This window comes from Streptomyces sp. NPDC127129 (genome assembly GCF_042671585.1).
In the GTDB taxonomy this organism is placed as follows: Bacteria; Actinomycetota; Actinomycetes; order Streptomycetales; family Streptomycetaceae; genus Streptomyces.
Genome location: NZ_JBHXTV010000009.1, coordinates 114,713 through 129,064, shown reverse-complemented (window position 1 = coordinate 129,064; position 14,352 = coordinate 114,713). Strand labels below are relative to the sequence as shown.

Sequence of the window (14,352 nt, the reverse complement as noted above, 5' to 3'; positions counted from 1 at the left end):
TTCGCCCATGTCCTGGTCTCCGGAACGCTAACAGCAGGGCGCCCCGGAGAGACCGGGGCGCCCTGACATGTCAGCCCAGACGGGTCAGCTTCTTGTCGAAGCCGGGCTCCACCAGGTCCTTCTGGAGGGAGACGGGCGCGCTGACCTTGCCGGTGCCGGTGCCGATGGACACCTGGCCGACGACGTCGCCCGCCTTGCCGGTGTGCGGGAGGGCCTTGCCGCCGTCGGTGAGCTCCAGGTCGACCTTCAGACCCGGCCAGCCGACGGCCTTCAGCTCCTTGTCGGCGACGACGGCGGTACGGCCCCCGAGGCCGTCGTCGATGTGGCCGATGACCTGGCCCTTGCGGACCACGGCCGCGGAGGTGACGTCCTTCTGTGCCTGCTGGATCAGCTCGAGGCTGAGGTCGATCGACTTCTGGAGCTTCTCGTGCAGCGTCGCGGCGTCCTTCACTCCCATGACGATGCCGAGGATCCGGCGCTGCTTGCCGTCGATCACCGTGTTCGCGGACCAGAGCAGGTTGCCGCCCGCGGGCGTCGATGAGCCGGTCTTGATCCCGCTGACTCCGGGCTCCAGCACGATGTTGTTGTTGTTCTCGATCTGGCCGGGGATGCCGTCGACGGTGAGGTTCGGCATGTTCACGATCTCGCGGAACACGTCGTACTGCATGACCGCCTTCGCCAGCTTCAGCTGGTCCTGCGGGGTGGAGACGGTGGTCGACTCCAGGCCGGACGGGTCGGTGTACGTCGACTCCGTCATCCCGAGGTCCTTGGCGGCGGCGTTCATCTTCTCGACGAACGCGGCCTCCGAGCCGGCGTCCCAGCGGGCGAGCCGTCGGGCCACGTTGTTCGCGGACGGGATCATGAGGAGCTGGAGCAGCTCCTTCTCCGTGTACTTCTGGCCCTCCTTGACCGCCGCGGTCGACTCGAACTGCGCGCCGGCCTCGTCGGCGGCCTTCTTGTCGATCTCGATCTCCGGGCCCTCGTCCTTCCCCTTGATGGGGTGGTCGCGGAGGATCACGTACGCCGTCATGGTCTTGGCCACGCTGGCGAGCGGGGCGGGCTTCTGGGCCCCGTACGTGCCGAGCGAGCCGACGCCCTCGACCTCGGCGGCGCCCTGGCCCTCGGAGGGCCACGGCATCTGCAGCTCGCCGCCCTCGAAGGTGAAGGTGGGGGCGGCGGAGAGCGTGAGGGTGGGCTTGGGGAGCGGTCTGACGAACTGTACGACCGCAAAGACGATCAGCAGCAGGACGACGAGCGGCGTCCAGATCCGCACGCGCCGCATGGTGTTGCGCATCGGGGTCGGCGGCGGGGGCGGGGTGTTCGTCAGCTCGGCGAGCAGGTCGAGCGGGGGCAGCGGCGGCATGGGCTGCTGCCTGGTCCGCTCGGGCTCGGTGAGCGACGGCGGGGGTACGGGGGCGGAGGCGGCGGGCCTGGGCGCCTCCGGGGCCGCCTTGGGGGTCGCCGGGGAGGCCGCCGGTGTCTCGGCCCGGAGGGGCACGAAGGTGCTCGGGCGCTCCGGGGCGGGCTTGGGGGTGGACTGCGGGGCGACCGGCATCTTCAGTGCGGTCGTCGGCTGGTCCACGACCGGCGGCCGGACGGCCCGGAACATGGTGGTGGGCTGATCGACGGGACCGGCGTCGCGGTCCGTGTCGGAGTCGGCCTCGGCGTCGGAGTCGGAGTCGGAGTCGGGAGCGGTGTCCGCGGCCTCGTCGGCCTCGTCGGCCTCGGGAGCGGCCTCCTGCGCGGCGGCCTTGCGCGCGAACCAGGACTCTCCGGAGGGCGCGGGCTCGGAGCTGCCGCCGGCGTCGGAGGCGGGCGCCTCCTCGGGCGCCTCCTCGGCCGCGTCGTCGTCGGTGTCGGCTTCGGTGTCGCTGTCCGCCGTCTCGGGCTCGGTCGAGTCGTCGGAGGTGTCCTGCGGAGCCTCCGCGGGCTCCTCGGCGGCATCGTCGGTGGCGTCGTCGGCGTCCTCGGCTGCGGCGTCCTCGTCGCCGTCGGAGGCCGTCTCGTCGGAACTGTCGGCCTCGGGGGCGTCCGTGGCGACCCAGGCCGCCACAGCGGCCCTCAGCCGGTCGCTTTCCCCGGCCGCCTCAGCAGAGTCCCCTGCGCCCTCGGCATCCGCCGACTCGGCCGACTCGACCGACTCGACCGACTCCTCGGCGTCCTCGGCGTCCTCGGCGTCCACCGACTCCCCGGCGTCCGCCGGCTCCGCCGGAGCGTCGTCCTCCGGCGTGCGGGGTGCCAGGGCCCTGAAGACGGCCGTCGGCTGGTCGACCTGGACCGGTGACGCGGGCTCGCGGAGAACCGACAGCCGCGGATCCCGGCCGCCACCGCCGGCAGTCGTCTCCTCCGAGGACTCCTGCTGCTCCGCCTTGTCGGGGGACTCGCCCGCCACCGTGCCTCCTCCATGCGTCATGCGTACGTCCGAACCGTGTACCAGTGTCCTGTGTGAACCCCTTGGCCCCGGTGCTAGACGAGAACGACATACCTACTGGTTCCCGTACGAAGCACCCAGGCGCTCTCGACAGATGAATGTGAGAGGGGTCACCCTGTGACTCATCCACGCGGGGAGGCATGGATGGGCAGGAGCCGCAGAACAATTCCGGAGGAGCTTCTGCTGCTCGCTCTGGACCCGGCCACGGGTACCACAGCGCAGCCGCAGTCGCTCGACCTCGGCCTGGCCGGAGCACAGCTAGTGGAGCTGGCTCTGGCAGGACGGATAGCCCCTGACGGGGATCGTATCGCCGTGGTGATGCCACGGCCGACCGGAGATCCGACTCTGGACTCCGCACTGGAACTGCTGCGCCGTCGCGGCAGCCCGGTACGGGCCGTCCACTGGATTGGCGGGCCCCGACTGGGGCTGCGCCAGATCTACCTCGCTCATCTGGAGCGCTGCGGCATGGTGCATGCCGTGGAGGGCCAGATGTGCGGAGTACTGCCGACGACTCGCTACCAGGCGACGGACACGGCTATCAGCCGGGACATCAGGGCCCGGCTGGACAGTGCGATCCGCACCGGCGTACCGCCGGACCCGCGGACCGCGGCGCTCGCCGCGCTGGCCCACGCGGTCGGTCTCGGCAAGCACCTGTACCCGGGGAACGAAGGACGGTCGTCGCGGTCCCGGCTGCGCGACCTGATCCGGCACGACCCCATGGGCGGACTCGTGGCGCACGCCGTGATGGACGTCCAGAACGGCGTGGCGGCCCAGCCGCGCCGCAGTGCGCCGGGTGGCGTGCCGCAGCAGCCGCGTCGCGGCAGCATGGCCCGCGTCGCCGCGCACTGAGCACGTACGCACCACAGAACCCGTCAGGGAGCCGCACGGACGACGTGTGCGGGGCGGACCTCAGGGTCCGCACCGCACACGTTGTCGTCATTTCCCAGCGCACACCGCACCTTTGGTGGCAGTCTGCCAAGCAGTAGATACTCACAGCTACGCTGCCGACAGCCGGAGGTGCAGTGCCCGTGGCGTCCAACGTCAACCCCACCGTCAGGCGACGCCGATTGGGCCAGGAGCTGCGCCGGCTCCGGGAAGCGAAGAACATGACGGCCGAGCAGGTCGCCGAGCGTCTCCTCGTCTCCCAGTCGAAGATCAGCCGCCTCGAGAACGGCCGCCGTTCCATCAGCCAGCGCGATGTCCGCGACCTGTGCGGGGTCTACGAGGTCGAGGACGAGCGCGTCGTCGAGTCGCTGATGCAGATGGCCAAGGACTCGCGCCAGCAGGGCTGGTGGCACGCCTTCGGCGACATCCCGTACAGCGTCTACATCGGCCTGGAGACGGACGCGGAGAGCCTGCGGGTGTACGAGCCGCAGATCATCCCCGGCCTGCTGCAGACGCACGGCTACGCGGAGGCCGTGATCAACGGCGCGCTGCCGGAGTCGAGCCCGACGGACATCGACAAACGGGTCACCGTCCGCACCCGGCGTCAGGACCGGATCAAGGACGAGGAGCGTCCACTGCGGCTCTGGGCGGTCATCGACGAGGGCGCGCTGCGCCGGGTGGTCGGCAACAGACAGCTGATGATCCAGCAGCTTGAGCACCTCGTCGAGCAGTCGCAGCTGCCGCACGTCACCGTCCAGGTGCTGCCGTTCGAGATGGGCGCGCATCCGGGCATCAGCGGTCACTACGCGATCCTGGAATTCCCGGACACGTCGGATTCGAGCGTCGTCTACATCGAGGGCGTCACGAGCGACCTGTATCTGGAGAAGGCGCAGGACGTCGCCAAGTACAGCGTGATGTACGAACATCTGCGGGCGCAGGCGCTGAATGTCGAGCAGACCCGGGAGTTCATTTCGGACATCGCCAAGTCCTACGCGGCCGGCTGAATCGCCGGAAACGGTTGATCCATCCGAATTCTCTGATTCGGGGGTGAAACTGGCCATTCGGCCCGGCCCCCGACTGAAGAGGTCGGCACAGTACACCGCGGAATCGCTCCCACGGAAGCCCAGTTGGAATATGCCATCCGGTCGGGTGAACGTCGGCCCCACGCGCCGGGACCGGCGAGTAGCGTCGATCACGCCAGCCTGGAGGTTGGCGCGACACACCACTGGCAGAACCGGAGTGAAGATCATGGCGATTATTCAGGGCGCTACGGACACCTGGACGAAGTCCTCCTATTCCGGCGGCAACGGGGCTTGCGTCGAAGTCAAGTCGCCCGTCGTCGCGGCGATCGCGGTCCGGGACTCCAAGGCCCCCGAAGGTCCGTCCCTCGCTTTCGGCTCGGCGTCGTGGAACGCCTTCGTCGGCGAAGTGAGCAACGGGGCGTTCTGAGCCCGCGTGTTCGGAGCACCACAGGTTTGTACGGAAAGAGCCCTCTCGACCGGTCCGCCGTCCTGGCCGAGGGGGCTCGGCCATGTCCTCAGCGGAGCCGGTCCACGTACCGGTCCGTGCCCGGGACCGTGGGGATGAAGGGCGCGATCAGCTCGGACCGGCCCGACTCGGCGCCGAGCGTGGCCAGGTCGGCGAAGTGGTCCGCCCAGCAGGCGCGCGGGTCGCGCTCCAGGAACCAGAGCAGGGTCAGCCGGGTGTCCACGCCCTCGACCTGCTTCACGTAGGTCATCCTGTCCCCCGGCAGCGGCGTCGGGCGGAAGACGGTGACCATCGCGGCGGGCGAACCGGTGAGCCGCTTGGGCAGTTCGCGTGCGACGAGCCGTTCGAGCAGCTCCGCCCGCGCCTCGGGGCCCTCCGCGTCGACCACCTGGAGGATCAGGCCCTGGTACGGGTGGTCGAGGGCGTGGAAGTCGCGGGGGCCGGCCGCGCCGTCCCGGTAGACGGTCGCCTCGTGGTCCTGGAAGGCCGTGAAGACGTGCGTGCGGTCGCGGTAGACGCGGGCGTCGCGGTTGAGCCGCTTGTTGATGGCGACGGTCCACTTCATGTGGGCGTCGTAACGGCCCTCGGTGACCCAGTAGGTGGAGAGGTAGCAGCCGGCCGTGACCGGCTGGGCGACGGCGGACTTCTCCGGGGCGCGCAGCTCCTGGAGGTCGCGGGTGGCGACCCAGCGGCGGCCCGCGAACATCCAGGGCATCGCCATCGCGCCCGCGTAGTAGTGGTCGTCCTCGTACCAGCGGTTGTAGGCGTACTCGTGCCCGGGGTGCGGCTCGACCATCGTGATCAGGGCGTGGCCGGGGTGCACCCCGTACGGCCCGACCGCCGCCAGCTCCGCGTACGTCTCGTCACTCATGCGCGTACCCCTTCCCTTGTCCTTCGGAGGCTCCTACTCTGACGGGTCGTCAGATCGATCGCCAGAGTCGGGAGGCACCCGGATGCTGCTCCAGGGAAAGACCGTGGTCGTGTCGGGCGTCGGCGCCGGGCTCGGACACAGGATCGCCGAGACGGTCGTACGGGACGGGGGCAACGCGGTCCTCGGCGCGCGCACCGAGGCCAACCTGGCCAAGTCCGCGGCCGAGATCGACCCGGAGGGGCGTCGCACCGCCCATCGCGCCACCGACATCACCGACGAGGCTCAGTGCGAGGCCCTCGCCGCGCTCGCGCTCGAGCGGTTCGGCGCCATCGACGCCGTCGTCCATGTCGCCGCCTGGGACAGCTACTTCGGCGGGATCGAGGACGCCGACTTCGCGACCTGGCAGGGCGTCCTGGACGTCAATCTGCTCGGCACCCTGCGGATGACGCGGGCCTGCCTGCCGGCACTGAAGGAGCGGGGCGGCTCCGTCGTCCTCATCGGTACGCAGTCGGCGATCGCGGCGCCCTCGCAGGTGCGGCAGGCGGCGTACGCGGCCTCGAAGGGGGCGCTGACCTCGGCGATGTACTCGATGGCGCACGAGCTCGGACCGCACCGGATCAGGGTCAACACCGTGCTGCCGGGCTGGATGTGGGGCCCGCCGGTCCAGGCGTACGTCCAGTTCGCGGCGCTCACGGAGGAGGTACCGGAGGCCGAGGTGCTCGCCCGGCTCACGGAGCGGATGGCGCTGCCCGAGCTGGCGACCGACGGGGACGTGGCGGAGGCGGCGGCGTTCCTCGCCTCCGACCGGGCGCGGGCGATCACCGGACAGTCGCTGCTCGTCAACGCGGGCGAGCTGATGCGGTAGCGGACGCGGGCGGAGACCGGGCCGCACGGCACGCGACGGCGTACCGTGCGGCCCTTTTTGACCTCATCTGTGTTCAGGGATGTGAACACAGGTCAACAAGGAGAACGATTTTACCCTCTCTTGACCCGTCGTCGCGTTGTCCTCGCCCGACAACTCCCCACACCATGAACGGCGTTCACAAGGCGGACCGGACCCCTGGAGGGGGCTCAATGAACAGTCTCGACTGGGCCGTGCTCATCGGCTATTTCGGCGTCATGGTCGCGATCGGAGTCTGGTCCCACAAGCGCGTGGACGACGTCTCCGACTTCTTCACCGCAGGCGGCAAGATGCCCTGGTGGCTCTCCGGCATCTCGCACCACATGTCGGGCTACAGCGCGGTGATGTTCACCGGGTACGCGGGCATCGCCTACACGTACGGCGTCACCTCGTACGTCACCTGGTCCTTCCCCATCGCGATCGGCATCGCGATCGGCGCGCACCTCTTCGCGCCGCGCCTCAACCGGCTGCGCTCGCGGCTCCATGTGGCCTCCCCGCTGGAGTACCTGAAGAACCGGTACAACCTCCCCACGCAGCAGGCGCTCGCCTGGTCCGGCGTCCTGCTGAAGATCGTCGACGTGGGCGCCAAGTGGGCCGCGATCGCCACCCTGCTCTCCGTCTTCACCGGGATCTCCCTCAACCAGGGCATCCTCATCACCGGTGTGATCACCGGCGTCTACTGCACGGTCGGCGGCCTCTGGGCCGACGCGCTCACCGAACTCGGCCAGTTCATCATCCAGTTCTTCGCCGGTATCGCGATGCTCGTCGCGGTCCTCGCCGAGCTCGGCGGGGTCAGCGCGCTGTGGGACGTCTGGGACCGGCCCGAGCTCCAGGGCCACACCGCGCCGACGGCGGGCCCGTACACGCTGACCTTCCTGCTCGCCTACCTCTTCATCAAGACCTTCGAGTACAGCGGCGGCATGTGGAACCAGGCCCAGCGCTACATGGCCACCCCCAACGCCCGCGAGGCCACCCGCTCCGGCCGGCTCTCCGCGGTCCTGTGGTTCGTCTGGCCGCTGGTGCTCTTCTTCCCCATGTGGGTCGCGCCGCTGCTCGTCGACCCGAAGAAGCCCGACGCCTCCGACAGTTACGCCCTGATGACCGAGCAGCTGCTGCCGCACGGACTGCTCGGCCTGGTCATCGTCGGCTTCTTCTCCCACACGATGGCCATGTGCTCCTCCGACGCCAACGCCATCGCGGCCGTCTTCACCCGGGACATCGCCCCCGTCATGAGCAAGGCGGCACGGCGCTGGACGCAGCAGGCCGGGCTGATCGCGGCGCGCTGGTCGACGATCGCGTTCCTCGCGCTGTCCATGGCGGTCGCCACCCAGGTCAATTCGCCGACCTTCAAGGACATCATCACCGTCGTCATCAAGTGGGTGGCCGGTCTGATGGGCCCGATCGCGATCCCGTTCATGCTGGGTCTGCTGAGGACCTTCCGGAAGTCCGGCCCCACGGCGGCGCTGGTCTCCTGGGCCGCGGGTCTGTTCGTCTTCTGGCTGACCAACTACGGCCTGGACGGCATCGAGCTCCAGATCCAGATCGTCTCGCCGCTCGCGACCTCGCTGGTCCTGTACGTCCTCATCGGCTTCGTCAAGCCCGAGGACACCCCGGAGCGCGACGCGATCCTGGCCAGGATCAACGAGGACCCGGACGAGGACGGCGGCGCCACCGTACCGCCGCAGGCGTCGGACGAGCCCGCCGCCCGGCCGCGGTCGTAGTCCGGGCTGCCCGCGGTCGTAGTCCGGGCTGCCCGCGGTCGTGGCACTCGCCCGACCGCGGGTGTGGCGGCCCGGGCGTCAGCCCCTGGGGTAGCGGGCCAGCCAGCCGGGGTGCGACTCCGCGGGGCTGTGCAGGGCGGCGCCCTGGGTCATCTCCATCGCGAAGTCGTCCGCGAGTTCGAGGATCGTCGCACGGCCCTCCAGCTCGGCCAGCCAGGCCGGCGGGAGGGCCGTCTCGCCGTGCAGGGTGCCGAGGAGCGCGCCCGTGACCGCACCCGTCACGGCGGACGGGCCGTCGTGGTTGACCGCGAGGCGCAGGCCGTGCCGGATGTCCTCGCCGACCAGGGCGCAGTAGACGGCGGCGGCGAGCTGGCCCTCGGCCCGATCCTCGTCCGCGCCGAGATCCGTGACCCGCAGGGCGTTCGGCATCCCCTGGCGTACGGCTCCCAGCGCCCGCTGGAGCGCGTCGGTGACGGGCTCGTGGCCCGGGCGGAGGCTGAGCTGCGCCAGCGCCCGCTGGACGGAGCCGTCCACGCTCTCGCCGCGCGCGAGACCGTGGACGACGACGGCGAGCGCGCCGGCCGCGAGGTGGGCGGCCGGGCCGCCGTGGGTCTGCGCCGCGCACTCGACGGCGAGCTGGCAGACGAGCTGCGGCTCCCAGCCGACGAGGAGACCGAAGGGAGCCGAGCGGACGAGCGCCCCGGAGTCCGCGGCGTCCGGGTTCTTGGGCCTGTCGAGGGTGCCGAGGAGCTCGTCGCCGAGGCCGGTGAGGCAGGCGCGGGCCGGGTCGCGGCGGGCGTAGAGCCACTCCTCGCGGGCGAGCCAGCCGTTGTCCGTACGGCGCTCGTCCGGGCCCCAGTCGCGCTGGGTGGCCGCCCAGCGCAGATGGGCGCGGTGGACGTCGGTGGGCGGGTGCCAGGCCCCGGTGTCGCGGCGGACCTGGGCGCGTATCAGCCCGTCGACGGTGAAGAGCGTCATCTGGGTGGCGGCGGTGACCGCGCCGCGTCTGCCGTACGCGACAGCCGGCTCCATGAGTCCCTCCGGGCCGTGGGCGGCCCTGATCCCGTCCAGGGAGAGCGCCGCGACCCCCGCGCCGAAGGCGTCGCCCACCGCACCGCCGAGGAGGCAGCCGCGGACCCGGGCCCGGAAGTCCTGCTGTTCGGCGCGGCCCCACACGGCCGCAGCGGTCGTGGTCACGACGTGCCCTCCCCCGGAAACCCTCGGCGCACCAGATCTCGCAGCACTGTAATCGACCGGGTTCGCACATTCGCGGGACGGAACGTTTTGCGATCGGACGCCTTTCTGTCCATCTTCGACCGCCGTTCACCGGCAGTTCCGACATGGCTTGAACGATCCGCCGCGTGACACGATTCAAGACCTCCGCCACCGCCGCCGTCGCCGCCGCCCTCGTCCTGGGCGTCACCGCACCGGCCGCCACGGCGCACGACGGCCACCGCTCCGACCGGGGCGGCCACTCCGCCCACCGGGACCGCTCCTCCGTCCCCTTCACGTCCGCCACCGTCACCGAGAACCCCGACGGAACCTTCACCGTCGCCTGGACCGCCCCCGGCGTCCGTGGCGTGACGGTCCGCACCGACGGCCGCACGGTCGCCCGTGGCGGCTCGACGGGCAGGGTCACGGTCTCCGGCCTGCGCGCCGTCGACCGCCGCTGGTTCGACCTCGTCCCCGACCGGGGCACCGGACTGCGCCTCGCCGACCGGCTGATCAAGCTCCAGGGCACGGTCAACTTCCGTGATGCGGGCGGCTACCGCACCGGCGACGGCCACTGGGTCAGGATGGGCGAGATCTACCGCTCCGACGCCCTCAACCTGCTCACCCCGGACGACCTCGCCAAGCTGAAGCGCCTCGGCATCCGTACCGTCTTCGACCTCCGCATGGAGAGCGAGCGCGCCAAGGACCCCGACCGTGTCCCGGCCGGCGCCACCCATGTCGTCGCCGACGTCCTCGCGGGCACGCCCACCTTCACCGCCATGCCGAAGACCCCGGCCGAGGCCGAGGCGATGATGGCGGAGGGCAACCGCTTCATGGTGAGCGGCGACACCGCCAGGGCCGCGTACACCTCGGTCTTCGACGGCATCGCGGACGAGGACCGCCACGGCGTCCTCTTCCACTGCACCGCCGGCAAGGACCGCACGGGCTGGAACAACGCGGCCCTGCTCACCGCCCTCGGTGTCCCCGAGGAGACGGTGATGGCCGACTACCTGGCCAGCAACACCTACCGGGCCGCCGCCAACGAGGCGATCCTCTCCCGCCTCCCGGCCCCGCAGGCCGCGGTCTACAAGCCGCTGCTCGACGTGCGCCCCGAGTATCTCAATGCGAGCTTCACGGAGGTCCGCGAGGAGTACGGCTCGTTCCGGTCCTACCTGAAGGAGGGTCTCGGCATCGACGCCCGCGAACTCAGGGAGCTGAAGCGGGACCTGCTGGTCGGCTGACCTCCGCCTCCCCCCGCGGGTCCCGGGCCGTCCCCCGGGACCTTCACCGCACCCTCATTGCTGAGGCAGCACCGGCAGAAGCTCCGGAAGGTGCCCGTCGGACGCCCGCGCCGCCACCATCCGCTCCTCCGCCACCTCGCCGTACAGCGTCGTGCGCGGGCGGGACGGCCTGCCGGCCGCCTCCGCGATGGCGACGAGATCCCGGATCGAGCGGTACGAGCCGTAACTGGAGCCCGCCATGCGGGAGATGGTCTCCTCCATCAGCGTGCCGCCCAGGTCGTTGGCGCCCGAGCGGAGCATCTCGGCGGCACCGTCCGCACCGAGCTTCACCCAGCTGGTCTGGATGTTCGGGATGTACGGGTGGAGCAGCAGCCGCGCCATCGCCGTGACCGCGCGGTTGTCGCGGACCGTCGGGCCCGGGCGGGCGATGCCCGCGAGGTAGACGGGGGCGTTGGTGTGGATGAAGGGCAGCGTCACGAACTCCGTGAAACCGCCGGTCTCCTGCTGGATCCGGGCCAGCGTGCGGAAGTGGCCGAGCCAGTGCCGGGGCTGGTCCACATGCCCGTACATCATCGTCGAGGACGAGCGGATGCCCAGCTCGTGGGCCGTCTTCACCACCTCGATCCAGGTGGCGGTGGGCAGCTTGCCCTTGGTGAGGACCCAGCGGACCTCGTCGTCGAGGATCTCGGCGGCCGTGCCCGGGATCGAGTCGAGCCCGGCCTCCTTCGCCGCCGTCAGCCACTCCCGGATCGAGAGCCCGGTGCGGGTCGCTCCGTTGACGACCTCCATCGGCGAGAAGGCGTGGACGTGCATCCCGGGCACGCGTTCCTTCACCGCCCGCGCGATGTCGAAGTACGCCGTGCCGGGCAGGTCCGGGTGGATGCCGCCCTGCATGCAGACCTCCACCGCGCCGACCTCCCACGCCTGCTGGGCGCGGTCGGCGACCTGGTCGAGGGAGAGGGTGTAGGCGTCGGCGTCGGTGCGGCGCTGGGCGAAGGCACAGAAACGGCAGCCGGTGTAGCAGACGTTGGTGAAGTTGATGTTCCGGGTGACGATGTACGTGACGTCGTCACCCACCACCGACCTGCGGATGTCGTCGGCGATCCGGGTCAGCGCGTCGAGCGCGGGACCGTCGGCGTGCAGGAGGGCGAGCGCCTCGTCGTCGGTGAGCTTCGTCGGGTCGTCGGCCGCGGTCGCGAGCGCGGCCCGCACGTCGGTGTCGATGCGCTGGGCGACCATCCCGGGCGCGGCGGCCTCCCGCAGGGCCTCCCAGTCGCCGTAGACCTCGTCGAAGTCCTCGCGGCGGTCGTGGGTGCGGCCGGTGGTGTCGATCGTGCGGTGCAGATCGGTGCGGCCCGCCGCGGTGAACGCCTCGTCCGGCTCCTGCCAGGGCAGTCCGCGGACGGTCGCGTCCGGATTGGCCAGCCCGGTCTCGGGGTCGGCGAGCGCCCGCACGTGCGGCAGCAGGCGCGGGTCGAGCCAGGGCTCGCCGCGGCCGACGAACTCCGGGTAGACGCAGAGGCGTTCGCGCAGCTCGAAACCGGCGGCGCGGGACTTCTCGGCGAGGGTGTCGATCTGCGGCCAGGGCCGCTCCGGGTTCACATGGTCGATGGTGAGCGGCGAGACCCCGCCCCAGTCGTCGATCCCGGCGGCGATCAGCCGTCCGTACTCCTCGTCGACGAGGTTCGGCGGGGCCTGGAGGCAGGCCGAGGGGCCCATGATGTGCCGGGCGACGGCGATCGTGGCGATCAGGTCGTCCAGCTCGGCGTCCGGCATGCCGCGCATCGCCGTGTCCGGCTTGGCGCGGAAGTTCTGGATGATCAGCTCCTGGACGGAGTGGTAGGCGCGGGAGACCCGGCGCAGCGCGAAGAGGGATTCGGCCCGCTCCTCGTACGTCTCGCCGATCCCGATGAGCAGACCGCTGGTGAACGGCACGGACGAGCGGCCGGCGTCCTCCAGGACCCGCAGCCGGACGGCCGGCTCCTTGTCGGGGGAGCCGAAGTGCGGGCCGCCGGGCTCGGACCAGAGCCGGGTCGCCGTCGTCTCCAGCATCATCCCCATGGACGGCGCGACGGGCTTGAGCCGCTGGAAGTCCGTCCAGGACAGCACGCCCGGGTTGAGGTGCGGCAGGAGGCCGGTCTCCTCCAGGATCCGGATCGCCATGGCCCGTACGTACGCGAGGGTGTCGTCGTAGCCGTGCGCGTCGAGCCACTCGCGCGCCTCGGGCCAGCGGTCCTCGGGCTTGTCGCCGAGCGTGATCAGGGCTTCCTTGCAGCCCAGTTCGGCGCCGCGGCGGGCGATGTCGAGCACCTCGTCGGGGGACATGAACACCCCGTGTCCCGCGCGGCGGAGCTTGCCCGGCACGGTCACGAAGGTGCAGTAGTGGCACTTGTCGCGGCAGAGGCGGGTGAGCGGTATGAACACGCTCTTCGAGTACGTGATGACCCCGGGGCGCCCGGCGGCGTCGAGGCCCGCGTCCCGCACGCGCCCGGCCGAGGCGACCAGATCGTCCAGGTCCGTCCCCCGTGCCTGGAGCAGCACGGCGGCCTCGCCGACGTCGAGCGCCACTCCGTCCCTGGCCCTCTTGAGGGCACGGCGCATGGCGTTCTCGGTGGGCCGTCCTGCCGGTCCGGGCTGCTGATCCGTCATGCACCGAGCATACGAGGGCCCGCCGGCGGACACAGGGCCGCAGGGCGGGCCGGCCGCATCATCGGGTCACAGGTACCGGGCGAACTCGTCCAGCACTCCGAGCACCTCCCTCTCGTCCCCCGGGGGCAGCTGGAGCACCACCTCCTCGCAGCCCAGCTCCTCGTAGTGCGCGAGCTTGCCCGGATTGGGCAGGACCGCGTACGGGACGACCTGGAGGGTCTTGGGGTCGCGGCCCGCCTGCTCCCAGGCGTCGCGGAGCACCGGCATCGACTGGGTCAGGCCGCGGCCGCCGATGGGCATCCAGCCGTCCGTGTACTCGGCGATCTGCGCGAAGAGCTTCGGGCCCGCCGCACCGCCGAGGAGGGTGCGCGGGGCGCCGCCGGCGGGCTTGGGATAGGCGTAGGACGCCCGCACCGACACGCCGAACTCGCCGTCGTACGCCGTCGGTTCGTCGGCCCACAGCGCCCGCATCAGCGCCATGCGCTCCCGGCCGAGTTCGCGCCGGGTCGACCACTCCACGCCGTGGTCCGCGGCCTCCTCCTTGTTCCAGCCGAAGCCGATGCCGAGCGTGAAGCGTCCGCCCGACAGGTGGTCCAGGGTGGCGATCTGCTTGGCCAGGGCGATCGGGTCGTGCTCGGTGATCAGGGTGATGCCGGTGCCGAGTTCGAGCCGCTCGGTGACGGCGGAGGCCTGGCCGAGGGCGACGAAGGGGTCGAGGGTGCGGCCGTACTCCCGGGGCAGTTCGGTGCCCGCCGCGGGGTAGGGGGTGGTCCGCTCGATCGGGATGTGGGTGTGTTCGGGCAGGTAGAGCCCGGCGAAGCCCCGCTGTTCGAGCTCGCGCGCGAGGCGGACGGGGGTGATGGTCTCGTCGGTCAGGAAGATCGTGGTCGAGATCCGCATAGCGGCACGGTAGGGGCTGCGGCGGGGATTTCCGAGAGCCGCGGCGCGACGGG

Annotated in this window: 11 protein-coding genes; 6 read left to right on the top strand and 5 right to left on the bottom strand. The window is 71.2% G+C overall.

All coding sequences use genetic code 11. The annotated features are described in order from the left end of the window. Positions 1-70: 70 nt before the first annotated feature. Positions 71-2,413: a serine hydrolase gene (locus tag ACFVGW_RS18950; protein ID WP_385852781.1), complete on the bottom strand. Its 2,343-nt coding sequence runs from the start codon at positions 2,411-2,413 to the stop codon at positions 71-73. Between the two features lie 162 nt (positions 2,414-2,575). On the opposite strand from ACFVGW_RS18950, the gene ACFVGW_RS18945 reads away from it, so the two are divergent. From ACFVGW_RS18945 to ACFVGW_RS18935, 3 genes are all read left to right on the top strand, one after another. After that, a complete protein-coding gene (locus ACFVGW_RS18945; RefSeq protein ID WP_352187145.1) occupies positions 2,576-3,280 on the top strand; it encodes a GPP34 family phosphoprotein in 705 nt (234 codons plus the stop codon). Positions 3,281-3,459: 179 nt separating this feature from the next. Further along, complete coding sequence (locus tag ACFVGW_RS18940) at positions 3,460-4,320, top strand: helix-turn-helix transcriptional regulator (RefSeq protein ID WP_352187144.1); 861 nt, start codon at positions 3,460-3,462, stop codon at positions 4,318-4,320. A gap of 244 nt (positions 4,321-4,564) precedes the next feature. Then, entirely contained in the window at positions 4,565-4,765 is a 201-nt protein-coding gene (locus ACFVGW_RS18935; RefSeq protein WP_385852780.1) for a DUF397 domain-containing protein, read from the top strand. 88 nt (positions 4,766-4,853) lie between these two features. Here ACFVGW_RS18935 and ACFVGW_RS18930 read toward each other — a convergent pair whose 3' ends face one another. Beyond that, positions 4,854-5,675 carry a hypothetical protein gene (locus ACFVGW_RS18930; RefSeq protein ID WP_385852779.1) on the bottom strand — a complete coding sequence of 274 codons (822 nt, stop codon included), beginning with the start codon at positions 5,673-5,675 and terminating at the stop codon, positions 4,854-4,856. Between the two features lie 82 nt (positions 5,676-5,757). On the opposite strand from ACFVGW_RS18930, the gene ACFVGW_RS18925 reads away from it, so the two are divergent. Together ACFVGW_RS18925 and ACFVGW_RS18920 are read left to right on the top strand one after the other, a co-directional pair. Further along, a complete protein-coding gene (locus tag ACFVGW_RS18925) occupies positions 5,758-6,540 on the top strand; it encodes an SDR family oxidoreductase (protein WP_383288165.1) in 783 nt (260 codons plus the stop codon). 209 nt (positions 6,541-6,749) lie between these two features. Further along, entirely contained in the window at positions 6,750-8,297 is a 1,548-nt protein-coding gene (locus ACFVGW_RS18920) for a sodium:solute symporter family protein (protein ID WP_385852778.1), read from the top strand. Between the two features lie 78 nt (positions 8,298-8,375). Here ACFVGW_RS18920 and ACFVGW_RS18915 read toward each other — a convergent pair whose 3' ends face one another. After that, a complete protein-coding gene (locus tag ACFVGW_RS18915; protein ID WP_385852777.1) occupies positions 8,376-9,494 on the bottom strand; it encodes an ADP-ribosylglycohydrolase family protein in 1,119 nt (372 codons plus the stop codon). A 164-nt stretch (positions 9,495-9,658) separates the two neighbouring features. Between ACFVGW_RS18915 and ACFVGW_RS18910 the strand changes: the two genes are divergently transcribed. Beyond that, on the top strand, positions 9,659-10,750 hold the full coding sequence (locus ACFVGW_RS18910) for a tyrosine-protein phosphatase (protein ID WP_385852776.1): 1,092 nt from the start codon (positions 9,659-9,661) through the stop codon (positions 10,748-10,750). Positions 10,751-10,804: 54 nt separating this feature from the next. On the opposite strand, the gene ACFVGW_RS18905 is transcribed toward ACFVGW_RS18910, so the two are convergent. Together ACFVGW_RS18905 and ACFVGW_RS18900 are read right to left on the bottom strand one after the other, a co-directional pair. Then, positions 10,805-13,399 carry a bifunctional FO biosynthesis protein CofGH gene (locus ACFVGW_RS18905; protein ID WP_385852775.1) on the bottom strand — a complete coding sequence of 865 codons (2,595 nt, stop codon included), beginning with the start codon at positions 13,397-13,399 and terminating at the stop codon, positions 10,805-10,807. A gap of 66 nt (positions 13,400-13,465) precedes the next feature. Continuing rightward, on the bottom strand, positions 13,466-14,299 hold the full coding sequence (locus tag ACFVGW_RS18900; protein ID WP_385852774.1) for an LLM class F420-dependent oxidoreductase: 834 nt from the start codon (positions 14,297-14,299) through the stop codon (positions 13,466-13,468). Positions 14,300-14,352 lie beyond the last annotated feature (53 nt).